Genomic DNA, 20,262 nt, shown 5'->3' with positions numbered 1-20,262 from the left:
GGGTATGAGCGGCGGACGTGTTCACTTGACGCCGAGACCGGCGTCGGAGACCTCGGGCCGGCCGGCGGCCTTCAGCACCTTGTTGAGGGGCTTCAGGTCGTAGATGCCGTCGAGGTCGGGTTGCTTGAGGAGACCGGCCTTCACCGCGTGGCCCGCCTGGGCCTGGAGCGTGGCGGCCAGCGGGTCGTCGGTGAACCGGATCGAGGGCCAGGCGCCGTCGATCACATCGGCGCCCAGCGGCTTGCCGGTCAGTTCCTTCAGCTTGGCGTTGGCGGATGCCTTGGCCTTGCCGGGGTTGGCGTTGATCCACGTGTTCGTGTTGACCGAGCCGCGCAGCACGGCCTCGACGACGTCCGGATGCTGGGCGAGGAACTTCTGCGACACGACGATGTTCGTGATCACGAACTTGTCGTCGGGCCACAGGGTCGACTCGTCGAGGAGGACCTCGGCGCCTTCGCTGACGAGCTTCGAGGCGGTGGGTTCGGGCACCCAGGCGCCGTCGATGGAGCCCTTCTTGTAGGCGTCCGGGGTGACCTTGTTGTCCGTACGGAGAACGGAGACGTCGCCCTTGCCGCTCTGGGCGTCGACCTTCCAGCCCTTCTCGGAGATCCAGTTGAGGAAGGCGACGTCCTGGGTGTTGCCGAGCTGCGGGGTGGCGATCCGCTTGCCCTTGACGTCGTCCAGGGTCTTGATCTTCTCCGGGTTCACGACGAGCTTCACACCGCCGGAGGCCGAACCCCCGACGACCCGCAGGTTCTTGCCCTGGGACTTCGTGTAACCGTTGATCGCCGGGGAGGGGCCGATGTACGCGATGTCGATCGACTCGGCGTTCAGGGCCTCGATCGCGGAGGGCCCGGCGTTGAAGGTGGCGACCTTCAGCTCCGTGCCGCCCAACTCCTTCTGGATGATGCCCTCTTCGTCCCCGACGAGCGCGGTGGCGTGGGTCAGGTTCGGGAAGTACCCGAGCCGGACGGCGTCGGCCGAGAGCTTCTCGCCCACCGCCGCGACCTTCTTCTCGTCGCTCTTCGCCTGGGACCCGTAGCCGCAGGAGGCCAGCGCGCCGATCAGCAGCGGCAGGGCCGCGGCGGCGACGAGTGAGCGGCGCGGAGTCGTACGGGAGGCAGGCACGGAGGTGGTTCCCCTCAGGGTCTTCGAAGGCTTCTTCGGCTATGTCGGTCGTGGAACGGGTGGGGCGGAATCACGGCGCGTACGCGCCGCGCCGGCATCAGCACGCACATCGCGCGACCCCTCCGCTGCCCGCGCCGAGGGCGCCGGAACCCACGCGGCCGCCCTCCTTGGCGAAGGTGCCGTAGGCGTCGTACGTCATGTCAGAAGTCCCAGCCCTCGTCGTCCGCGACCGCCGTGACGACCTTGGCGTCGGCGAAGGACGTGCCCGCCATGCCGGCCGCGAGCGTGGTGCCGTCCGCGGGGTCGATCAGCAGGAACGAACCCGTGCGGCGCGAGTCGGCGTACGCGTCGAGCGCGAGCGGCTCGGCGGTACGGACCTTGACCCGGCCGATGTCGTTGGCGACCAGCTGCCCCGGCTCGGGGTGCTGGGAGAGGTCGTCCAGGGTCAGCCGGGACGGGATCTCCTTGACGATCGCCTTGACCGTACGCGTGGTGTGCTTGAGCAGCACCCGCTGGCCCACGGTCAGCGGCTGGTCCGCCACATGGCAGACCGTCGCCTCGACGTCCTGACTCGTGGCCGGGGCGTCACCGCTCGGGGCGAGGAGATCGCCGCGCGAGATGTCGATGTCGTCCGCCAGCCGGATCGTGACCGACTGCGGCGCCCAGGCGATGTCCACCGGCTCGCCCAGCGCGTCGATCGCGGTGATCGTGGAGGTCTTCCCCGACGGCAGTACGGTGATCTGCTCGCCGACCCGGAAGGCACCGGCCGCTATCTGACCGGCGTAGCCCCGGTAGTCCGGGTGCTCGGCGGTCTGCGGACGGATCACGTACTGCACGGGGAAACGCGCGTGGCAGGCCGTCAGGTCGTGGCTGACCGGCACGGTCTCCAGGTGCTCCAGGACGGTCGGGCCGCCGTACCAGTCCATGTTGGCGGACGGCTCCACCACGTTGTCGCCGGCCAGCGCGGAGATCGGGATCGCGGTGATCTCCGGGACGCCGAGCTCGGAGGCGTACGTCGTGAACTCCTCGGCGATCGCGGCGAAGACGGGCTCCGCGTAGTCGACGAGGTCCATCTTGTTCACGGCCAGGACCACGTGCGGCACCCGCAGCAGCGCCGCGACGGCCGCGTGGCGGCGGGTCTGCTCGACCACGCCGTTGCGCGCGTCGACCAGGACCACGGCCAGCTCGGCGGTGGAGGCGCCGGTGACCATGTTCCGGGTGTACTGCACGTGCCCGGGGGTGTCGGCCAGGATGAACCGGCGCCGGGGGGTGGCGAAGTAGCGGTATGCCACGTCGATCGTGATGCCCTGCTCCCGCTCGGCCCGCAGACCGTCGGTGAGCAGCGCCAGGTCCGGGGCCTCCTGGCCGCGCTTGAGGGACGCCGCCTCCACGGCCTCCAGCTGGTCCGTCAGGACCGACTTGGAGTCGTGCAGGAGCCGGCCCACCAGCGTGGACTTGCCGTCGTCGACGGATCCGGCGGTCGCGAAACGCAGCAGGGTGGTCGCCGAGACGTCGGCGAACTGCTCGGTCGTGCTCGTCATGGCTAGAAGTACCCTTCGCGCTTGCGGTCTTCCATCGCGGCCTCGGACATCTTGTCGTCGGCGCGGGTCGCACCCCGCTCGGTGAGGCGGGAGGCGGCGATCTCGGCGATGACGGCGTCCAGCGTGGTGGCGTCGGAGTCGACGGCGCCCGTGCAGGACATGTCACCGACGGTGCGGTAGCGGATCAGCCGCGTCTCCACCGTCTCGGTGTCCTTGGGGCCGCCCCACTCGCCGGCCGTCAGCCACATGCCGTTGCGGGCGAAGACCTCGCGCTCGTGGGCGAAGTAGATCTCCGGCAGGTCGATGGACTCCCGGGCGATGTACTGCCAGACGTCCAGCTCGGTCCAGTTGGAGAGCGGGAAGACGCGGACGTGCTCACCGGGCGCGTGGCGGCCGTTGTAGAGCTGCCACAGCTCGGGGCGCTGGCGCCGGGGGTCCCACTGCGAGAACTCGTCGCGCAGGGAGAACACCCGCTCCTTCGCGCGGGCCTTCTCCTCGTCGCGCCGGCCGCCGCCGAAGACGGCGTCGAAACGGTGCTGCTGGATCGCCTCGGTCAGCGGCACCGTCTGGAGCGGGTTGCGCGTCCCGTCGGGACGCTCCCGCAGCTTCCCGGCGTCGATGTACTCCTGGACGGAGGCGACGTGCAGCCGCAGCCCGTGCTGGGCCACGACCCGGTCGCGGTACTCGATGACCTCGGGGAAGTTGTGCCCGGTGTCGACGTGCAGCAGCGTGAACGGGACCGGCGCGGGCGCGAACGCCTTGAGCGCCAGGTGCAGCATGACGATGGAGTCCTTGCCGCCGGAGAAGAGGATCACCGGCCGCTCGAACTCCCCCGCCACCTCGCGGAAGATGTGGACGGCCTCGGACTCGAGCGAGTCCAGGTGCGACAGCGCGAACGGGCTGTCGGTCTCCTCATGAACATGGGCAACGGTGGTGGTCACGCCAGGCCCCTCTCGGTGAGCAGCGCGTGGAGCTGCGCCGCGGACTCCTGCACGGTCTGGTTCTGGGACTCGATCCGCAGATCGGGTTCGGCCGGCTCGTCGTACGGGTCGTCGACCCCGGTCAGGCCGCTGATCTCGCCCGCGGCCTGCTTGGCGTACAGCCCCTTCACATCGCGTACGGAGCACACGTCCACCGGAGTGGCGACATGCACCTCGACGTACGGGGTGCCCTCGGACTCATGACGCTTGCGGACGGCCTCACGGCTGTCCGCGTACGGAGCGATGACCGGGACCAGCACCTGCACACCGTTCGAGGCGAGCAGTTCGGCGACGAAGCCGATCCGCTGCACGTTGGTGTGCCGGTCCTCGCGGCTGAAGCCGAGGCCCGCGGAGAGGAACTCGCGGATCTCGTCGCCGTCGAGCACCTCGACCCGGTGTCCCTCGCCGCGCAGCCTGGCGGCGAGCTCGTACGCGATCGTGGTCTTGCCGGCGCTGGGCAGGCCCGTGAGCCAGATGGTGGCACCGGTCACGTGATTCTCCTGGTCTTCCTGAGTGTCCGTCATCCGTGCAGCCCGCATTCCGTCTTGCCCCGGCCGGCCCAGCGGCCGGCCCTGGCGTCCTCGCCCTCCGCGACGCGGCGGGTGCAGGGCGCGCAGCCGACGGAGGCGTAACCGTCCATGAGGAGCGGGTTGGTGAGGACGCCGTGCTGGGCGACGTACGCGTCGACGTCGTCCTGCGTCCAGCGGGCGATGGGGGAGACCTTGACCTTCCGCCGCTTCTCGTCCCAGCCGACGACCGGGGTGTTCGCCCGGGTCGGGGACTCGTCGCGGCGCAGGCCGGTCGCCCACGCGCGGTACGCGGTCAGGCCCTCTTCGAGCGGCTTGACCTTGCGCAGCGCGCAGCACAGGTCCGGGTCCCGGTCGTGCAGCTTCGGGCCGTACTCGGCGTCCTGCTCGGCGACCGACTGACGCGGGGTCAGGGTGATGACGTTGACGTCCATCACCGCGTCGACCGCGTCACGGGTGCCGATGGTCTCGGGGAAGTGGTAGCCCGTGTCGAGGAACACCACGTCGACCCCGGGCATGGCGCGTGAGGCGAGGTGGGCGACGACCGCGTCCTCCATGGAGGACGTGACGCAGAACTGCTTGCCGAAGGTCTCCGCCGACCACCGAAGGATCTCCAGTGCGGAGGCGTCCTCCAGGTCGCGTCCGGCCTGCTCGGCGAGCGCCTTCAGGTCGGTGTCCTCGGTGATGGCCTGAGTCGCCGTCATATCTCTTCCCCTCCAGCTGGGTTGCTCGAAGTGCCCGGGGCGAGGAGCCCCAGGAACTTCAACTGGAAGGCTCGGCTGCACGCCCGGCATTCCCAGGCCCCGTGGCCGTTCTCGTGCGGAAACAGGTCCTCGTCGCCGCAGTACGGGCAGTAGAAGGGCGCGGCACGCTCGCTCATGAGAGGGCCTCCTCCGACGCGCGCGCCGCCCAGGTGGCGAAGCGCTCGCCGTCCTCGCGCTGCTCCTGGAAGCGCGTGAGGACCCGCTCGACGTAGTCCGGCAGCTCGGCCGACGTGACCTTCAGGCCACGGACCTTGCGGCCGAAGCCGGCCTCCAGGCCGAGGGCGCCGCCCAGGTGGACCTGGTAGCCCTCGACACGGTTGCCCTCGTCGTCCAGGACCAGCTGGCCCTTGAGGCCGATGTCCGCGACCTGGATACGGGCGCAGGCGTTGGGGCAGCCGTTGATGTTGATGGTGATCGGCTCGTCGAACTCGGGAATGCGGCGCTCGAGTTCGTCGATCAGCGAGGCGCCGCGCGCCTTGGTCTCGACGATCGCCAGCTTGCAGAACTCGATGCCGGTGCAGGCCATCGTCCCGCGCCGGAACGGCGAGGGGTTGACCCGCAGGTCCAGGGACTCAAGGGCGGAGACGATCGACTCGACCTGCGCCTCCTCGACGTCCAGGACGATCATCTTCTGCTCGGCGGTGGTACGGACCCGGCCCGAACCGTGCGCCTCGGCGATCTCCGCGATCTTGGTGAGCGTGGTGCCGTCGACACGGCCGACGCGCGGGGCGAAGCCGACGTAGAAGCGGCCGTCCTTCTGCCGGTGGACGCCCACGTGGTCGCGCCACTGGCCGGCCGGCTGCTCCGGGGCGGGACCGTCCGTCAGCTTGCGCTTCAGGTACTCGTCCTCCAGGACCTGGCGGAACTTCTCCGGGCCCCAGTCGGCGACGAGGAACTTCAGCCGGGCGCGGGTGCGCAGCCGGCGGTAGCCGTAGTCGCGGAAGATCGAGATGACGCCCTCGTAGACGTCCGGGACCTCGTCGAGGGAGACCCAGGTGCCGAGGCGGACGCCCAGCTTGGGGTTGGTGGAGAGACCGCCGCCGACCCAGACGTCGAAGCCGGGGCCGTGCTCCGGGTGGTTCACGCCGACGAAGGCGATGTCGTTGATCTCGTGCGCCACGTCGAGCAGCGGCGAGCCGGAGACGGCCGACTTGAACTTGCGGGGCAGGTTGGAGAAGTCCTTGTTGCCCACGATCCGGCGGTAGATCTCCTCGATGGCGGGGGTGCCGTCGATGATCTCGTCCTCGGCGATCCCGGCGACCGGGGAGCCGAGGATGACACGCGGGGTGTCACCGCAGGCCTCGGTGGTCGACAGGCCGACGGCCTCCAGGCGGTTCCAGATCTCGGGGACGTCCTCGATCCGGATCCAGTGGTACTGCACGTTCTGCCGGTCGGTGATGTCCGCCGTCCCGCGCGCGAACTCCTGCGAGATCTCGCCGATGACCCGCAGCTGCTCGGTCGTCAGCCGGCCGCCGTCGATGCGGACCCGGAGCATGAAGTACTCCGCGTCCAGCTCCTCGGGCTCCAGGACGCCGGTCTTGGTGCCGTCGAGGCCCTCCTTGCGCTGGGTGTACAGACCCCACCAGCGCATGCGGCCCCGCAGGTCATTGGGGTCGATCGAGTCGAATCCACGCTTGGAGTAGATCGTCTCAATGCGTGTCCGCACATTGAGACCGTCGTCGTCCTTCTTGAACTGCTCATTGCCGTTCAGCGGGGTGAAGTGCCCCACGGCCCACTGGCCCTCGCCGCGGTGACGGCTCACCTTGCGGCGGGGCGTGGCGGGTGCGGGGTTTTCCGGGGTGGCGGCCATGGCGATGTGTCCTTCGGGACTGCGGGAGGGCGGCTCTGACCTGCACACTCGTACGTGGGTCAGGGGATGGCGCGACGGTGCGCAGCAGGGTCGGTCTGAAAGGTGCTCGGGGAGGTGCTGGTTCTCTCAGCGCGCCGAACACATGGCGCTGGACATGCGGCCGAGGTCGACGTGCCGCCGACTCACCAAGGCAATTCCAGTTCCAGACATGACGGAAGCGTGTCACGGGGCTTTGGACTCAGTCCAGCTTCGTCCGCAATGTGGACACCAACGTCCCGCATCGCGAGACGGTGTGGTGTGGGTCACGTCCCGGGCCCTCCCGCGGACCCGGGACGGACGTGAGTGACCGGTCAGTGCGCGCCGGGCCAGGGTCCGGGCGTCTCGGACTCCTCGACCTCCTCCACCTTGGTGTCGAACAGCCTGAAGCCCCGACGCAGATAGTTGTCCATCGCGTGCGGGCCGTCCAGCGAGCAGGTGTGCAGCCACACCCGCCGGGTCGCCTCCCGCTCCGGCCAGCGCTCGGCCAGGTCCCAGGCGCGCTGCACGCCGTACGAGAGCAGATGCCCGCCGATCCGGCGGCCCCGGAAGGCGGGGATCAGTCCGAAGTAGACGATCTCCACCACACCGTCGTCCTGCGGGTCCAGCTCCACGTACCCGGCCGGCGTCCCCTTGTCGTACGCCACCCAGATCTCGGCCCCGGGCTTCTCGACGATCTCCTGCCACTGCTTGTACGTCAGCGACAGCCGGTCGTTCCAGCGGATGTCGCCGCCGACCGCCGTATAGAGGAAGCGGCTGTACTCGGGGGAGGGCACCTCGGCGCGCCGGATCGTGACGTCCTCCCCCTCCGGCGGGGTCGCGGGGCGCAGATCGGACGGCGAGGTCTGTTCGAGGGACCAGGTGGTGAGAGTGATGCGCATGACCTCATCGGATCATGCGGAGCCCAGGATTCCCAGGGCGGCCCCGGCTCGGTGAGCGCCGTCACCGGGCAGGGCGGGTGCACCGCCACCGGCGCCGTGAGCCGCCAGTCCACATGGTGGACAGGCGGCTCGGTGCGGGCGCGGGAAGGCGCCGCCCCACACCCGGCCGGCCGGGCCAGGCCGGTCCACGGCCGCCCGGTCCACACCCGGCCGCTCAACACCCGGCCGCTCAACACCCGGCCGCTCCACACCCAGCCGGTCCACGCTCGCCCGGTCCACGGCCGCCCGGTCTACGCCCGCCCCAGACGGGCGGACCGTACCGCCGGGGCCGTCGAGTGGGGGAGGAGGTCCGCCGGGTGGTCGGGCGACACGATCGCGACCTCCACCTCCTCGCTGAAACGGTACGGGCGGTGGGCCAGCACGCTCGCCAGGTTCCGGCGGATCCGCGACATCTCCGCCCGTACCGTCACCGTCCTCGTCCGGTCGCCGAACACGTCCTCGGCCAGCTCCGCCGCCGTCCGCCCGTCACGGTGCAGCGCCAGCACGTACAGCAGCTCGGCGTGGCGCGGGCTCAGCTCCTGGGACCAGCTCCCCGCCGCCCCCGAGACCGCGACCGACCACCGGCGTGGCCGGCTCAGGTCGAGCACCACCCGGCTCGCCGACTCCCCGGCCGGCGCCGCACCCGCCCGGTCCTCGTCCTCGACCCGCAGCAGCCAGCCGCCCGGCAGCGGCTCCACCGCGCACATCCCGAGGGACGGCAGCCACACCCGCCCCGCGCGGCACGACTTGGGCAGCACGATCCGGTCCACCGGCGCCATCCCCGTAACCGCCGCCGTCCAGCCGTGCGTGTCCACCGCGACCGCCCGTCCCCCCACCCGGCACAGGATCGGCGCGGCCACCGACCGCAGCCGCTCGATCGACCGCAGATGGCGGTCGCGCATCTCCGCCTCCGCGAGCTGGGCGACCGAACCGACCAGCGCGAGCGTCGACGGATGGAAGCTCGACGCGGGCCCGCTCACATCCACGATCCCCAACAGCCTCTGGTCGCGCGGATCGTGGACCGGGGCCGCCGCGCAGGTCCAGTTGTGCAGCGTGTGGACGTAGTGCTCGGCCGAGTGGACCTGGACGGGCCGCCGCATCGCGAGCGCCGTCCCCACCGCGTTCGTCCCGGTGGTGTGCTCGGTCCAGGCCGCGCCCTCCTCCAGGCAGATGCCGTTGGCCTGCCGCATCACCGCGAGGTTGCCCTCGCGCCACAGCACCCGGCCCTGCTCGTCCGTCACCACCATGATCTGCATCGAGGCGTCCGCGATCCCGGTGAGCATCGTGCTCAGGGTGCGCATCACCTCGCCGAGGACCGTCGTGCGCCGGCGCTCCTCCAGCTCGTCCCGCTGGAGCAGCACCGTGCTCGTGCCCTGGTCCGGGTCGAGACCGAGCCGGAACATCCGCTGCCAGGAGGCGTCGATGACCGGTCTGGGAGCGATCGGCGGCGTGCGCCCGGCCAGCGTCTCCTCCCGTACGCGATGCAGCAGTCGGGTCGCCTGGGCGGCGTCCATTGCGGCGAGCCGCTTCATGTCGAGACGCGTGTTGTTCAGCCGAGTGTTCGTCATCGGTCTCTCCCAGCCAACCGCGGCGCTGTATCGGTTCTGCAGATGTGCGGAGTCTTGGTGCCCATCGTGCCGTCCTGGACTGCCCCGCGAAGGGCGGTTCGGGTAATCCTGCAACCCTTTGCAACTCTGGAAGCAACCGCTCTCGTGCATGAGGGTGGTGCGAGCGGCGGGTGGTGCCGTGTCGGCGCAGCACCACCCACCGCTTTTCGTATGTCCGGCCCCGCGGGGGACGCGCCGGGCGGCTCCGGCCGGCCCCGGGGACTTACCTGGTCAGACCTCCGCCCGCGCCCGTTCCACCACCGCGGCCAGATCCAGCGTCGACGGCAGCGTCCCGAATGCCGCACCCCAGTCGCCTCCGAGCCGCGACGCGCAGAAAGCGTCCGCCACCTCCGCCGGCGCCCACCGCACCAGCAGCGACCCCTGCAGCACCAGCGCCATCCGCTCCACCAGCCGCCGCGCGCGACCCTCGATCCCGTCCAGATCGGCCAGCTCGGTCAGCATCCCCTTGATCGCCCGGTCGAGCCGGTGATCCGCGCCCCGCGCCCTGCCGACCTCCGTCAGGAACGCGTTCAGCGCCATCGGCTCCTGCCGCAGGACCCTCAGCACGTCCAGGGCCTGGACGTTGCCGGAGCCCTCCCAGATCGAGTTGAGCGGTGACTCGCGCAGCAGCCGCGGCATCCCCGACTCCTCCACGTAGCCGTTGCCGCCCAGGCACTCCAGCGCCTCCACCACCAGCGGCGTGCACCGCTTCGTCACCCAGTACTTGGCCACCGGCACCGCGATCCGCGCGAACGCCCGCTCCGCCTCCGAGTCGGCGTCGTACGCCGCCGCGAGCCGCATCCCGAGGACCGTCGCCGCCTCCGACTCCAGGGCCAGATCGGCCAGCACATTGCGCATCAGCGGCTTGTCGATCAGCACCCCGCCGAACGCGCGGCGGTACGCGGTGTGGTGCACGGCCTGGGCGACCGCCTGCCGCATCAGCGCAGCCGAGCCCAGCACACAGTCGAGGCGTGTCGCCGCCACCATCCCGATGATCGTGCGGACCCCGCGCCCCTCGTCGCCGACACGGCGCGCCCACGTCGTCCCGTCGAACTCGACCTCCGCGGAGGCGTTGGACCGGTTGCCGAGCTTGTCCTTGAGCCGCTGGATCGCGAACGCGTTGCGCGTCCCGTCCGGCAGGACCCGCGGCACCAGGAAGCAGGTCAGCCCCCCGGGCGCCTGCGCGAGGACCAGGAAGCCGTCCGACATCGGCGCCGAACAGAACCACTTGTGCCCCGTCAGTACGTACCCGTCCCCGTCCGCCCCCGAGAGCGCCCGCGCCTCGGTCGTGTTCGTCCGTACGTCGCTGCCGCCCTGCTTCTCCGTCATCCCCATCCCGAGGAGCACCCCGCTCTTCTCCTGCGGCGGACGCAGCTCCTCCTCGTACACCCGGGACGTCAGCAGCGGCTCCCACTCGGCGGCCAGCTCCGGGTCCGTGCGCAGCACGGGCACCGCGGCGTGGCTCATCGACACCGGGCAGCCGTGCCCCGCCTCGACCTGCGTCGTCACGACGAAGGCGGCCGCCCGTCGCACATGACCACCCGGACGGCCCCACGCGTCGGTGAGACCGGCGCCCACGGCCCGGCCCAGGAGCCGGTGCCAGGCGAAGTGGAACGCGACCTCGTCGATCCGGTTCCCGTACCGGTCGTACGTCCGCAGCCGCGGTGGGTTCTCGTTCGCCAGCGCCCCCCACTCCGCGGCCTGCGCCGACCCGGCGGAGCGGCCGAAGTCCGCCAGATCCTCGCGTGCCTCCGCGAAGACGTCCGGCGGCAGATGCCGCTCCACCGCCTCCGCGAGGGCCCTGTCCGCCGTGAACACGTCGTATCCGACCAGGGGCGGAGGCTGGTTGGTCACGGTGTGGGTGCTGGGTGCCATGCCGATACGGTAAGGACGTGCAGGCAGCAAACGAAACACCCGAGCGGCGGCCCGGGACCAGACTCCACCGGGCGCGCGTCCTCTACCGCAACGTATCCAAGCGGAAGATGGTCTGGCTGCTCCTGAAGGACACCGTCAACTCGTGCATCGAGTACCGCATCCTCGGTCTCGCCGCCGAGGCCGCGTTCTTCACCCTGCTGTCCCTGCCGCCGCTGCTCCTCGGACTGATCGCCCTCCTCGGCTACGCCGACGACTGGACCAACACCGACACCGTCGCCAGCATCGAGGAGAACATCCTCAACGCCGCCCGGACCGTCCTCTCCGACCGGGGCGTCCGCCAGATCGCCGAACCGCTCCTGGACGACGTCACCCAGGGCACCCGACCCGAACTGGTCTCGCTCGGCTTCGCCATCGCCCTGTGGTCCGGCTCGCGCGCCGTGAACGTCTTCATCGACACCATCACGGTGATGTACGGACTCGACGGCCACCGCGGCATCGTCAAGACCCGGCTCCTCGCCTTCCTGCTCTACATCGTGGCGCTCCTCATCGGCGCCGTCGTGCTGCCGCTCGCCGTGGTCGGACCCGACCGGGTGGTGGAGCTGATCCCCTGGGGCACGGAAGTCGTCTCCGTCCTGTACTGGCCGGTCGTCATCCTGCTCTCCGTAGCGTTCCTCACCACGCTCTACCACGTGTCCGTGCCCGTCAGATCGCCGTGGATCGAGGACATCCCGGGCGCGCTGGTGGCGCTCGGGATGTGGGTGCTCGGCAGCTTCCTGCTGCGGATCTACCTCACCAGCCAGGTCGAGGGCCCCACCATCTACGGCTCCCTCGCCGCGCCCATCGCCGTCCTCCTCTGGATCGGCATCTCGGCCTTCGCCGTGCTCGTCGGCGCGGCGGTCAACGCGGCGATCGACCGGGTCTGGCCCTCGGTCGCCACCGCCGCCGCCCGCGAGGCCAGCGACCGCGTCCGCGCCGCCCAGGCCGCCGAGCTCGTCGCGCGGCTGCGTGCCGAGGCGGAAGAGGTGGACGAGGACGACCCGGACATGCCGTCGGAGTTCCCCGAACGCTGGTCCCGCTTCCTCCCCCCGGACGACGTGAAGTCACGGCTCCACTCCGGCTGGGAGAAGGACTAGAAGTCACGGCTCCACTCCGGGTGGGAGACCGACCAGAAGTCACGGCTCCACTCCGGGTGGGAGGCGGACCGGCACCGGGCCTGGGCTCGGGAGGGTGACCTAGGCTCGGAGGGGTGTACGAGGAACGCCCCGCGCGCCTGGACGGCGCGGTCGTCTGGACCCTCACGCCACGTCCCGCGGGCGAGGGTCCGGTACCGGTGCTGCCCGACGGGTGCATGGACCTGCTGTGGTGCGACGGCCGGCTGCTCGTCGCGGGCCCCGACACCTTCGCGTTCCTCCCCGAGGGAGGCCCGGGCCGCTACGCCGGGATCCGGTTCGCACCCGGTGACGCGCCCGCGCTGCTCGGCGTACCGGCGAGCGCCCTGCGCGACCGGCGGGTCGAGCTGGGCGCGCTGTGGGGTCAGGCGCGGGCCCGGCGGCTCGGCGAGCGGATCTCCGCCGCGCCCGACCCCGCCGCCGCCCTCGAGGACCTCGTCGTCCGCCGCGCCGCCGGCGCCCCGGACCCCGACCCGCTGATCCGAGCCGTCGCCCGGCGCCTCGCCGCCGGACGGCCCGTCGCCGAGACGGCGGACGTCGTCGGCCTCGGCGCGCGCCAGCTCCACCGGCGGTCGCTGGACGCGTTCGGCTACGGGCCCAAGACCCTGGCCCGGATCCTCCGTCTCCAGCGCGCCCTCGCCCTGGTCAGGGCCGGGGTTCCCTACGCCGAGGCCGCGCTCGGCGCGGGCTGCGCCGACCAGGCCCACCTGGCACGCGAGACCAGGGCGCTGGCGGGCACGACCCTGACCGCCTACGCGTCGGCCTGGGCGAAGAGGGAGACCCCGCAGCCGTCCGGGTCGAGCACGACGGCGTAGCGCTGTCCCCACACGGCGTCCCAGGGCTTCAGATGCCCCTGGTACCCGGCGGCGACGAGCGACTCGTACGTGGCGTCCACCTCGCGCGGAGAGTCGCAGAGGAACGCGAGCCCGACCCGGTCACCGCCCTCGGGCCGGCTCCAGCCGGGATCGAAGGACGCGATGACCTCCTCTGTGTCCCACGCGATCCGCATCCCTCCGGGCAGAGCGGCCTCCACGTGCGGCGCGTTGTCGGCGTCTGCCGGAATGTCGAGCCCGAGCCGCCGGTAGAAGGCGAGCGAGGCGGCCATGTCGGAGACGACGAGGCCGATGACGTCCAGTCGTGGTGTGTTCATGAGGCCACGGTAGGCAGGGGGCGGATACGCGGTCTTGTACGAATCGGACGCCGGTGCGCGGGGGGGGGGGGGGGGGGGGGGGGGGGGGGGGGGGGGGGGGGGGGGCCCCCCCCCCCCCCGGGGGGGCGCCCGCCCCATACCACGGCCCCCCCCCCCCCCCGGCGGGACCCCCGCCCCCCCCCCCCCCCCCCCCCCCCCCCCCCCCCCCCCCCCCCCCCCCCCCCCCCCCCCCCCCGGGGCGTGCTCTGGAAGGGCCCTCCGGCCCCGAGTCGTAGAGCCGGCCCGAGTCCTCGGGCACCTCGTCCGCTCGTCGGGTAGCCCGGCCGCGCCGGACGTACGCTGAGAGCGGGACCGCGCCCCACGGAGGTGTCGGCATGACCGCATCGGCCATTCCCCGAGGGCCCGGCGCGACCGCCTGGGCGCCCGAGACGGTGACCACCGAGCCGTACAACGCGCAGACGCCGATGGCCGCGCTGGCCGATCCGGTCACGCCCGCGGACGCCCTCTTCGTACGGGACCACTTCGGCGTCCCGCCCACGGAGACCGCCGGCTGGCGGCTGCGCGTCGACGGCGCCGTGACCGCGCCGCTCAGCCTCGACTACGAGGACCTCATCGCCCTCGGCCGCCCCGGCCGCCGCGAGTTCGACGTCGTCCTGGAGTGCGCGGGCAACGGGCGCGCCCTCATGAACCCGCGCCCGCCTGGGCTGCCCTGGGGCCGAGGCGCCGTCGGCTGCGCCCGGTTCGCGGGCGTGCCCTTCCACCTGGTCGCCGACCGGGTCGGTCTCGACCCGGCGACGGTCGAGTTCGTCTTCGCCGGAGCGGACTCCGGCAGCGTCCACGGCCACCGCACGGTTTTCGAGCGCGCTCTCCCGCTCGCCGAGGCCCTCCACCCCGACACGCTCCTCGTCACCCACATGAACGGCGAACCGCTCCCGCCCGAGCACGGCGCCCCGGTCCGGCTCGTGGTCCCCGGGCGGTACGCGGTCGCCGACGTGAAGTGGCTGACCGGGGCGCGGGCCGTCACCGAGCCCTTCACCGGCGTCTTCCAGACCGAGGAGTACGTCTACATCGCCTCGGACGGCACCCCCGACGGCCCCGTCGCGGCCATCCGCGTCAAGTCGCTCATCACCGCGCCCGAACCGGACGAGGATCTGCGCCGCGGCACGCAGACCGTCGTACGCGGCAGGGCGTGGTCGGGCGCCGGCCGGTCCGTGGGCCGCGTCGAGGTCCGGGCCGAGGACGAGGACGGTACCGGCCCGGGGGAGGGCGTCCCGGACGCGGAGTGGCACGACGCCGAACTCGAGCCGCCCACCGGCCCGTACGCCTGGACGGGCTGGTCGTACCGCTGGACGCCGCGCCGCCCCGGCCGGTACCGGCTTCTGGCCCGCGCGACCGACTCCCACGGCGCCACCCAGCCCGACCGCGCCCCGTGGAACGCCCAGGGCTACGGCTGCAACCCCGTGGCCACGGTCGAGGTGGTCGTCGTCTGACGCCTCGTGGCCGCCGGTGTCACGTGCCGCACGGCGGGTCGTGGCGCGGGGCGAGGACGGTGCTGACATGGCCGGAGACGGGTGGCCCGTAGGGGGGCGAGACGAGGTGGTTCACGAGCGAGGCGTGCGCGCGCAGGGTCGGGACGATGGTTCTGGTCTGCAAGCCCCGCGCGACCATCAACACCGGCTCACCGTAAGTGAGTTGGCTGTGAATCTCTGGTCTGTATGAAGCGCGAGGCCACGGGCAGGCCAGTGGTCGGAAAAAGGAGTGGCGACCTTCCGGGGCCGTGGTTACGATCCTCGTGTTCTTCGGCGGCCGTTGCCGGTCGCCGTCAGCCGAGGGTGTTTTCTTCAGGAGGTGTGACCGATGGCTGCTGTCACGTCGGGCGCTGCCCGCTTCGCGTACGTCTTCCACGACACCTCCGTGGCCGCCGGCTGACTCTCCCTTTCTTCCGCGCCGTTCGGCGTGTGCCGGGGCCACCCTTTGAAGGGTTCCCCTTGTCTTTCTCCTCTCTTGTCCGTTCCTCCTCCTCTCTCTCGCACGCTCTCGTCCCGTACGGCTGGGACGAAGGGTGGGAGGCCGCGTTCGCTCCCTACGCCGAGCAGGGACTTCTGCCCGGCCGTGTGCTGCGGGTCGACCGCGGTCAGTGCGATCTGATCACCCCGGTCGGCGTCGTGCGGGCCGACACCGAGTTCGTCGTGCCGCGCGACCCGCTGAAGGTCGTCTGCACGGGTGACTGGGCCGCCGTCGACGCGGACGGCGATCCCCGTTACGTACGGACGTTGCTCCCGCGCCGCACGGCATTCGCGCGCTCCACGTCGTCCAAGCGGTCCGAGGGCCAGATCCTCGCCGCCAACGTCGACCACGCGATCATCACCGTCTCGCTCGCCGTCGAGCTGGACCTCGGCCGCATCGAGCGCTTCCTCGCCCTGGCGTGGGAGTCCGGCGCCCAGCCGCTCGTCGTGCTCAGCAAGGCCGATCTCGTGCCCGACCCGGTGGGCCTCTCGTACCTCGTCGAGGACGTGGAGACCGTGGCGCCGGGCGTGCAGGTGATTCCCGTCAGCTCGGCGACCGGCGAGGGGCTGGACGTGCTCCGCGCGGTCGTGGGTGGCGGGACGAGCGTGCTGCTCGGTGTCTCCGGCGCCGGGAAGTCCACGCTCGCCAACACGCTCCTCGGCGAGGACGTGATGAGCGTCCAGGCGGCGCGTGACGTGGACGGCAAGGGCCGTCACACCACGACCACGCGCAACCTGCTCGTGCTGCCCGAGGGCGGTGTGCTCATCGACACGCCGGGTCTGCGCGGCGTCGGACTCTGGGACGCCGAGACCGGCGTCGGCCAGGTCTTCTCGGAGATCGAGGCCCTGGCCGAGGAGTGCCGGTTCCACGACTGCGCCCACGAGGCGGAGCCGGGCTGCGCCGTGACGGCGGCGGTCGACGATGGCACGTTGTCCGTGCGCCGGCTGGAGAGCTACCGCAAGCTCCTGCGCGAGAACCAGCGCATCGTCGCCAAGACGGACGCCCGCGTGCGCGCGGAGATCCTCAAGGACTGGAAGCGCAAGGGCGCGGAGGGCCGCGCGGCGATGGAAGCGAAGCGAGGCGGCGGCCGGCACACGGGCCGCTAGGCGACCACCCCGCCGGCCCGCCGCCCGGCTCGGCGGCAGGCCGCCTGCCCCGGCGTCCGGCCTGCCGACGGCCCGCCGCCCGGCTCGGCGGCAGGCCGCCTGCCCCGGCGTCCGGCCCGCCGACGGCCCGCCGCCCGGCTCGGCGGCAGGCCGCCTGCCCCGGCGTCCGGCCCGCCGACGGCCTGCCGCCCGGCTCGGCGGCAGGCCGCCTGCCCCGGCGTCCGGCCCGCCGACGGCCTGCCGCGTGCCGGCCGGGCCGCCGCCGACGGCCGGCAGGCCGCCGAGTCGCTGGGTGATGGTCCGCTGGCCGCCGGTCCGCCGAGCCGCAAGGCGGTCGTCCTGCTGGCCGGTCGGGTTCGCCGTCGGGGCGCCTGCGGTTCTTTCGTCGGCCGGGGGTCCGCCGGCCTGTCAGCCCGCTGGCACGTCGCCGAGCTGTTGGCCGCTCGTCCGATGGCCAGCGGGCCGAATCGGGCGCTCGCGGCGAACCGCTGGCCTGTCAGTCCGCTGGGCCCGCTGGCCGGGCGGCCCTCCGGCCGTCGGGCCCGGCAGGCCGGCCCGCTCGGCCCGCCCGGCCGGCCCTGCGGCCGCGGCCGGCGCGGCCGGCTGGTCGGCTCTGCCGGGGTGACCCGCCGTGGTCCGGCGGCATCCCGTGGACCGCCATCGTCGTGTCCGAAAACCGCCAGCGCCCGGCCATCACCCCCCGCACACTGGATCTCGTGAGGCACCAGGAACTGACTTCGGTCACCAGCGAGGACACCCGGTACGAGGCCGTCAGCAGTCGGGACGCCCGGTTCGACGGGGCGTTCTTCTTCGGTGTCGAGACCACCGGCATCTACTGCCGGCCCAGCTGCCCCGCCGTCACCCCCAAACGGAAGAACGTCACGTTCTTCCCGACCGCCGCCGCCGCCCAAGGCCACGGCTTCCGCGCCTGTCGGCGCTGCCGCCCGGACGCCGTCCCCGGGTCCGCCGAGTGGAACGTCCGCGCCGACGTCGTCGGGCGCGCCATGCGCATGATCGGAGACGGCGTCGTCGACCGCGAGGGCGTCCCCGGGCTCGCCGGACGGCTCGGCTACAGCGCCCGGCAGGTGCAGCGTCAGCTCACCGCCGAGCTGGGGGCGGGCCCCGTCGCCCTCGCCCGCGCCCAGCGGGCGCACACCGCCCGGCTGCTCCTCCAGACCACCGGGCTGCCGGTCACCGAGATCGCCTTCGCCTCCGGCTTCGCCAGCGTGCGCCAGTTCAACGACACGATCCGCCGCATCTACGCCCGGACCCCCACCGAGCTGCGCGCCGAGTCCGGCACCGGCGCGGGGCCCCGCACCGCGCTCGCCGTCGGCGTGCCGCTCCGGCTCGCCCACCGGGGCCCGTACGCCGCCCGCGAGGTCTTCGACCTGCTCGCCGCCGAGGCCCTGCCCGGCGTCGAGGAGGTGCTCGGCGGCCCGGGGCCCCGCACCTACCGCCGTACGCTCCGTCTCCCGTACGGCACCGGCATCGTCTCCGTCGACGAGCGCGCGGGCGGGCCCTGGCTGGAGGCCCGGATCCACCTCACCGACCTGCGCGACCTGACCACCGCCGTTCAGCGGCTGCGCCGTCTCCTCGACCTGGACGCCGACCCGTACGCCGTCGCCGAGCGCCTCGGCGCCGACCCCACCCTCGCCGCGCGGGTGGCCGCCCGCCCCGGCCTGCGGTCGCCCGGCGCCGCCGACCCCGAGGAGTTCGCGCTGCGGACCGTGGTCGGTCCGGACGAGGCGGCGCGGCTGGTCCGCACCCATGGCTCGGCCCTGGAGACCGCCTGTGGCGCCCTCACCCACCTCTTCCCCGAGCCCGCCGCGCTCACCGCCCACCCCCAGGCCGGCCCCCTGGCCACGGCGCTCGCCACCGGGGCCGTACGCCTCGATCCGGGCGCGGACCGTGACGAGGCCGAGAGCGCCCTGCGGGCCGTCCCCGGAGTCTCGCCCGCCCACGCCGCCCTCATCCGCATGCGGGCCCTCGGCGACCCCGACGTGGACCCAGGAAGCGAGGCCCGCACCGAGGCCTGGCGGCCCTGGCGGTCGTACGCCCACCGGTATCGGGAGTCCGTACCCCGCACGGCAGAATGACTCCATGATCGAAACAGACCTGCTCGGCCCCGACGACCGTGACGCCTGGGAGCGTCTCTTCCGCGCGTACCTGGACTTCTACGGCCGCAGCGAGCCCGACGCCCTGTACGAGCGGGCGTGGGCCGCCTTCCAGGACGGCACGCGCGTGCACGCCCGGGCCGCGCGGCTCGACGGCCAGGTCGTCGGCCTCACCCACTTCTTCGTCCACCCCAGCACCTCGGGGCCGGACGTCTGCTACCTCCAGGACCTGTTCACCGATCCCGAGGCGCGCGGCCGGGGCGTGGCGCGGGCCCTGATCGCGGCCGTGACCGAGTGGGCGAAGGAACAGGGCTGCGACCGGGTCTACTGGAACACCCAGGCGTCCAACACCACCGCCCGGCACCTCTACGACAAGGTCGCCCGCGACACCGGCTTCATCAAGTACCAGATCGATCTTCCGAAGGGTCCGTGACGCTCTCCGGAAGCCCCCAGCTGTGGATGCGGCGCGGGTGGATCCGGATGACCTCCGCGCTGAAGTGCGGACCGAGCTCGTGCGGCCCCACCCGCAGCTCGGCCTCGCCCCGGATCTCCACCCCGCGCACCCGCCACGGGCGGACGCTCGCGAGATCGTCGACGACCAGCGCCACCTTGGGGTTGGCGCGGAGGTTGCGCCACTTCTTCGAGCGGCCCATCGCGAGCCCGCCGACCAGGACCGTGCCGTCCTCCTGGGGGAAGAAGCCCACCGGGTTGGCCTGCGGCTGGCCCGAGGGGTCGACCGTGGCCATGCGGCCGAGCCGCTGGGTGCGGAGGTAGGCGAGCTCGGCGACGCTGAATCCCTCGAAATCCCTCATACGGTCAGCATCGCTCCCGGTCCGGGCCGTGCGCATCGGCGGTCCGACCGACCAGGCAGGGGGCCGCGGTCCTAGGTCCTCAGCCCCAGATCACCGCGCCGGCCCACGCGCCGACGATCAGCAGGCAGGCGAACATCTCCACGAGGATGCTCGTCCCGGCCGCCCTCATGACCGTCCGCGTGGAGGCCATGGCCTGGCCGTGACCGCCAAGGCGGAGCCGTTCGCAGAGGTAGATCCCGCCGATGAAGCCGGGGACGGCGCCGATCACGGGGATCAGGAAGAAGCCGAGGAACGCGCCGAGCCCGGCGTACGTCACCATCCGCCGGGTGATACCGACGCCGCGGATCCGGCGCTGCGGCAGCAGCCACACCACCACCTGGGTGAGCAGGAGCAGCGCGGTGGAGGCGACGAGCAGGATCCATGCGAGGCCGCTCTGCTCGTGCAGCGACCACCAGAGCACGGCCGCCCACACCAGCCACGGCCCCGGCACGCCGGGAGCCAGTACCCCGAACAGGCCGAGCAGCATCACCATCGCGACGAGCAACAGCTGCCACACACCCATCTGCCCAGCGTGCAGGACCCATGATCTCCCCGCAGGTCGCAGGGTACGTACGGGGGGCCCGCCCGCCTGTCCGGCTCGGCCGTCCGGGGGCCCGCCCGCCTGTCCGGCTCCGCCGTCCGGGGTCGGCCGTCCTGCGGTCCGTACGCCGCCCGGG

21 protein-coding genes are annotated in these 20,262 nt (G+C 72.5%); 6 read left to right on the top strand and 15 right to left on the bottom strand.

Annotation, left to right across the window (positions count from 1 at the left end; all coding sequences use genetic code 11):
- Nucleotides 1–21: 21 nt before the first annotated feature.
- The 11 genes from ACFY8U_RS26290 to ACFY8U_RS26240 all read right to left on the bottom strand — a co-directional run bounded on the left by ACFY8U_RS26290 (nucleotide 22) and on the right by ACFY8U_RS26240 (nucleotide 11,188).
- Entirely contained in the window at nucleotides 22–1,128 is a 1,107-nt protein-coding gene (locus ACFY8U_RS26290; protein WP_389574288.1) for an aliphatic sulfonate ABC transporter substrate-binding protein, read from the bottom strand.
- A gap of 200 nt (nucleotides 1,129–1,328) precedes the next feature.
- Nucleotides 1,329–2,669 carry a GTP-binding protein gene (locus tag ACFY8U_RS26285; protein ID WP_361441176.1) on the bottom strand — a complete coding sequence of 447 codons (1,341 nt, stop codon included), beginning with the start codon at nucleotides 2,667–2,669 and terminating at the stop codon, nucleotides 1,329–1,331.
- A 2-nt stretch (nucleotides 2,670–2,671) separates the two neighbouring features.
- Nucleotides 2,672–3,610, bottom strand: a complete 939-nt coding sequence (gene cysD, locus ACFY8U_RS26280; protein WP_389574284.1) for a sulfate adenylyltransferase subunit CysD — start codon at nucleotides 3,608–3,610, stop codon at nucleotides 2,672–2,674.
- Nucleotides 3,607–4,188 (bottom strand): adenylyl-sulfate kinase, encoded by a 582-nt coding sequence (gene cysC / locus ACFY8U_RS26275; protein ID WP_389574281.1) that lies wholly within the window; start codon nucleotides 4,186–4,188, stop codon nucleotides 3,607–3,609. Before cysC ends, cysD begins: the two co-directional genes overlap by 4 nt.
- Nucleotides 4,170–4,880 carry a phosphoadenylyl-sulfate reductase gene (locus ACFY8U_RS26270; RefSeq protein WP_389574278.1) on the bottom strand — a complete coding sequence of 237 codons (711 nt, stop codon included), beginning with the start codon at nucleotides 4,878–4,880 and terminating at the stop codon, nucleotides 4,170–4,172. The genes cysC and ACFY8U_RS26270 overlap by 19 nt, the downstream gene beginning before the upstream one ends.
- On the bottom strand, nucleotides 4,877–5,056 hold the full coding sequence (locus tag ACFY8U_RS26265) for a hypothetical protein (RefSeq protein WP_361966987.1): 180 nt from the start codon (nucleotides 5,054–5,056) through the stop codon (nucleotides 4,877–4,879). The genes ACFY8U_RS26270 and ACFY8U_RS26265 overlap by 4 nt, the downstream gene beginning before the upstream one ends.
- On the bottom strand, nucleotides 5,053–6,750 hold the full coding sequence (locus ACFY8U_RS26260) for a nitrite/sulfite reductase (RefSeq protein WP_361441190.1): 1,698 nt from the start codon (nucleotides 6,748–6,750) through the stop codon (nucleotides 5,053–5,055). Before ACFY8U_RS26260 ends, ACFY8U_RS26265 begins: the two co-directional genes overlap by 4 nt.
- A gap of 126 nt (nucleotides 6,751–6,876) precedes the next feature.
- The gene (locus ACFY8U_RS26255) at nucleotides 6,877–6,960 is read right to left on the bottom strand and encodes a putative leader peptide (protein WP_352077884.1); all 84 of its coding nucleotides are present in this window, start codon (nucleotides 6,958–6,960) and stop codon (nucleotides 6,877–6,879) included.
- A 140-nt stretch (nucleotides 6,961–7,100) separates the two neighbouring features.
- Nucleotides 7,101–7,667, bottom strand: a complete 567-nt coding sequence (locus ACFY8U_RS26250) for a GNAT family N-acetyltransferase (RefSeq protein WP_389574274.1) — start codon at nucleotides 7,665–7,667, stop codon at nucleotides 7,101–7,103.
- Nucleotides 7,668–7,957: 290 nt separating this feature from the next.
- Nucleotides 7,958–9,274: a GAF domain-containing protein gene (locus ACFY8U_RS26245; protein ID WP_389574271.1), complete on the bottom strand. Its 1,317-nt coding sequence runs from the start codon at nucleotides 9,272–9,274 to the stop codon at nucleotides 7,958–7,960.
- A gap of 270 nt (nucleotides 9,275–9,544) precedes the next feature.
- Nucleotides 9,545–11,188: an acyl-CoA dehydrogenase family protein gene (locus tag ACFY8U_RS26240; RefSeq protein WP_389574268.1), complete on the bottom strand. Its 1,644-nt coding sequence runs from the start codon at nucleotides 11,186–11,188 to the stop codon at nucleotides 9,545–9,547.
- Between the two features lie 17 nt (nucleotides 11,189–11,205).
- Between ACFY8U_RS26240 and ACFY8U_RS26235 the strand changes: the two genes are divergently transcribed.
- Nucleotides 11,206–12,321 carry a YihY/virulence factor BrkB family protein gene (locus ACFY8U_RS26235; protein ID WP_361441202.1) on the top strand — a complete coding sequence of 372 codons (1,116 nt, stop codon included), beginning with the start codon at nucleotides 11,206–11,208 and terminating at the stop codon, nucleotides 12,319–12,321.
- Nucleotides 12,322–12,434: 113 nt separating this feature from the next.
- The gene (locus tag ACFY8U_RS26230; RefSeq protein ID WP_389574265.1) at nucleotides 12,435–13,172 is read left to right on the top strand and encodes a helix-turn-helix domain-containing protein; all 738 of its coding nucleotides are present in this window, start codon (nucleotides 12,435–12,437) and stop codon (nucleotides 13,170–13,172) included.
- On the opposite strand, the gene ACFY8U_RS26225 is transcribed toward ACFY8U_RS26230, so the two are convergent.
- A complete protein-coding gene (locus tag ACFY8U_RS26225; protein WP_389574262.1) occupies nucleotides 13,109–13,507 on the bottom strand; it encodes a VOC family protein in 399 nt (132 codons plus the stop codon). The genes ACFY8U_RS26230 and ACFY8U_RS26225 overlap by 64 nt on opposite strands.
- 374 nt (nucleotides 13,508–13,881) lie before the next feature.
- Between ACFY8U_RS26225 and ACFY8U_RS26220 the strand changes: the two genes are divergently transcribed.
- On the top strand, nucleotides 13,882–14,997 hold the full coding sequence (locus ACFY8U_RS26220) for a sulfite oxidase (protein ID WP_389574259.1): 1,116 nt from the start codon (nucleotides 13,882–13,884) through the stop codon (nucleotides 14,995–14,997).
- A 19-nt stretch (nucleotides 14,998–15,016) separates the two neighbouring features.
- On the opposite strand, the gene ACFY8U_RS26215 is transcribed toward ACFY8U_RS26220, so the two are convergent.
- Complete coding sequence (locus ACFY8U_RS26215) at nucleotides 15,017–15,160, bottom strand: hypothetical protein (RefSeq protein ID WP_389574256.1); 144 nt, start codon at nucleotides 15,158–15,160, stop codon at nucleotides 15,017–15,019.
- Between the two features lie 335 nt (nucleotides 15,161–15,495).
- Between ACFY8U_RS26215 and rsgA the strand changes: the two genes are divergently transcribed.
- The 3 genes from rsgA (at nucleotide 15,496) to ACFY8U_RS26200 (ending at nucleotide 19,167) form a co-directional block, all read left to right on the top strand.
- Nucleotides 15,496–16,620: a ribosome small subunit-dependent GTPase A gene (gene rsgA, locus ACFY8U_RS26210; protein WP_389574253.1), complete on the top strand. Its 1,125-nt coding sequence runs from the start codon at nucleotides 15,496–15,498 to the stop codon at nucleotides 16,618–16,620.
- A gap of 716 nt (nucleotides 16,621–17,336) precedes the next feature.
- Nucleotides 17,337–18,716, top strand: coding sequence for a bifunctional transcriptional activator/DNA repair enzyme AdaA (locus ACFY8U_RS26205; RefSeq protein WP_389574251.1), 1,380 nt, complete (start codon nucleotides 17,337–17,339; stop codon nucleotides 18,714–18,716).
- 4 nt (nucleotides 18,717–18,720) lie between these two features.
- Nucleotides 18,721–19,167, top strand: coding sequence for a GNAT family N-acetyltransferase (locus tag ACFY8U_RS26200; RefSeq protein ID WP_389574248.1), 447 nt, complete (start codon nucleotides 18,721–18,723; stop codon nucleotides 19,165–19,167).
- On the opposite strand, the gene ACFY8U_RS26195 is transcribed toward ACFY8U_RS26200, so the two are convergent.
- Nucleotides 19,133–19,546 carry a PPOX class F420-dependent oxidoreductase gene (locus tag ACFY8U_RS26195; RefSeq protein WP_361770543.1) on the bottom strand — a complete coding sequence of 138 codons (414 nt, stop codon included), beginning with the start codon at nucleotides 19,544–19,546 and terminating at the stop codon, nucleotides 19,133–19,135. The genes ACFY8U_RS26200 and ACFY8U_RS26195 overlap by 35 nt on opposite strands.
- Nucleotides 19,547–19,625: 79 nt before the next feature.
- Entirely contained in the window at nucleotides 19,626–20,108 is a 483-nt protein-coding gene (locus ACFY8U_RS26190) for a DUF456 domain-containing protein (protein WP_389574245.1), read from the bottom strand.
- Nucleotides 20,109–20,262 lie beyond the last annotated feature (154 nt).

The sequence above is a fragment of the Streptomyces sp. NPDC012508 genome (assembly GCF_042902595.1).
In the GTDB taxonomy this organism is placed as follows: domain Bacteria; phylum Actinomycetota; class Actinomycetes; order Streptomycetales; family Streptomycetaceae; genus Streptomyces.
The sequence above is the reverse complement of the archived record's forward strand: the minus strand, read 5'-3'. Positions and strand labels throughout refer to the sequence as shown.

What these genes read in the sequence shown, in the direction of transcription:
- ACFY8U_RS26250 (WP_389574274.1), bottom strand. Translation starts at nt 7,667, where the DNA reads ATGCGCATCACTCTCACCACCTGGTCCCTCGAACAGACCTCGCCGTCC.
- ACFY8U_RS26260 (WP_361441190.1), bottom strand. Translation starts at nt 6,750, where the DNA reads ATGGCCGCCACCCCGGAAAACCCCGCACCCGCCACGCCCCGCCGCAAG.
- ACFY8U_RS26240 (WP_389574268.1), bottom strand. Translation starts at nt 11,188, where the DNA reads ATGGCACCCAGCACCCACACCGTGACCAACCAGCCTCCGCCCCTGGTC.
- ACFY8U_RS26190 (WP_389574245.1), bottom strand. Translation starts at nt 20,108, where the DNA reads ATGGGTGTGTGGCAGCTGTTGCTCGTCGCGATGGTGATGCTGCTCGGC.
- ACFY8U_RS26255 (WP_352077884.1), bottom strand. Translation starts at nt 6,960, where the DNA reads ATGTCTGGAACTGGAATTGCCTTGGTGAGTCGGCGGCACGTCGACCTC.
- ACFY8U_RS26200 (WP_389574248.1), top strand. Translation starts at nt 18,721, where the DNA reads ATGATCGAAACAGACCTGCTCGGCCCCGACGACCGTGACGCCTGGGAG.
- ACFY8U_RS26220 (WP_389574259.1), top strand. Translation starts at nt 13,882, where the DNA reads ATGACCGCATCGGCCATTCCCCGAGGGCCCGGCGCGACCGCCTGGGCG.
- cysC (WP_389574281.1), bottom strand. Translation starts at nt 4,188, where the DNA reads ATGCGGGCTGCACGGATGACGGACACTCAGGAAGACCAGGAGAATCAC.
- ACFY8U_RS26245 (WP_389574271.1), bottom strand. Translation starts at nt 9,274, where the DNA reads ATGACGAACACTCGGCTGAACAACACGCGTCTCGACATGAAGCGGCTC.
- ACFY8U_RS26285 (WP_361441176.1), bottom strand. Translation starts at nt 2,669, where the DNA reads ATGACGAGCACGACCGAGCAGTTCGCCGACGTCTCGGCGACCACCCTG.
- ACFY8U_RS26270 (WP_389574278.1), bottom strand. Translation starts at nt 4,880, where the DNA reads ATGACGGCGACTCAGGCCATCACCGAGGACACCGACCTGAAGGCGCTC.
- ACFY8U_RS26195 (WP_361770543.1), bottom strand. Translation starts at nt 19,546, where the DNA reads ATGAGGGATTTCGAGGGATTCAGCGTCGCCGAGCTCGCCTACCTCCGC.
- ACFY8U_RS26225 (WP_389574262.1), bottom strand. Translation starts at nt 13,507, where the DNA reads ATGAACACACCACGACTGGACGTCATCGGCCTCGTCGTCTCCGACATG.
- ACFY8U_RS26265 (WP_361966987.1), bottom strand. Translation starts at nt 5,056, where the DNA reads ATGAGCGAGCGTGCCGCGCCCTTCTACTGCCCGTACTGCGGCGACGAG.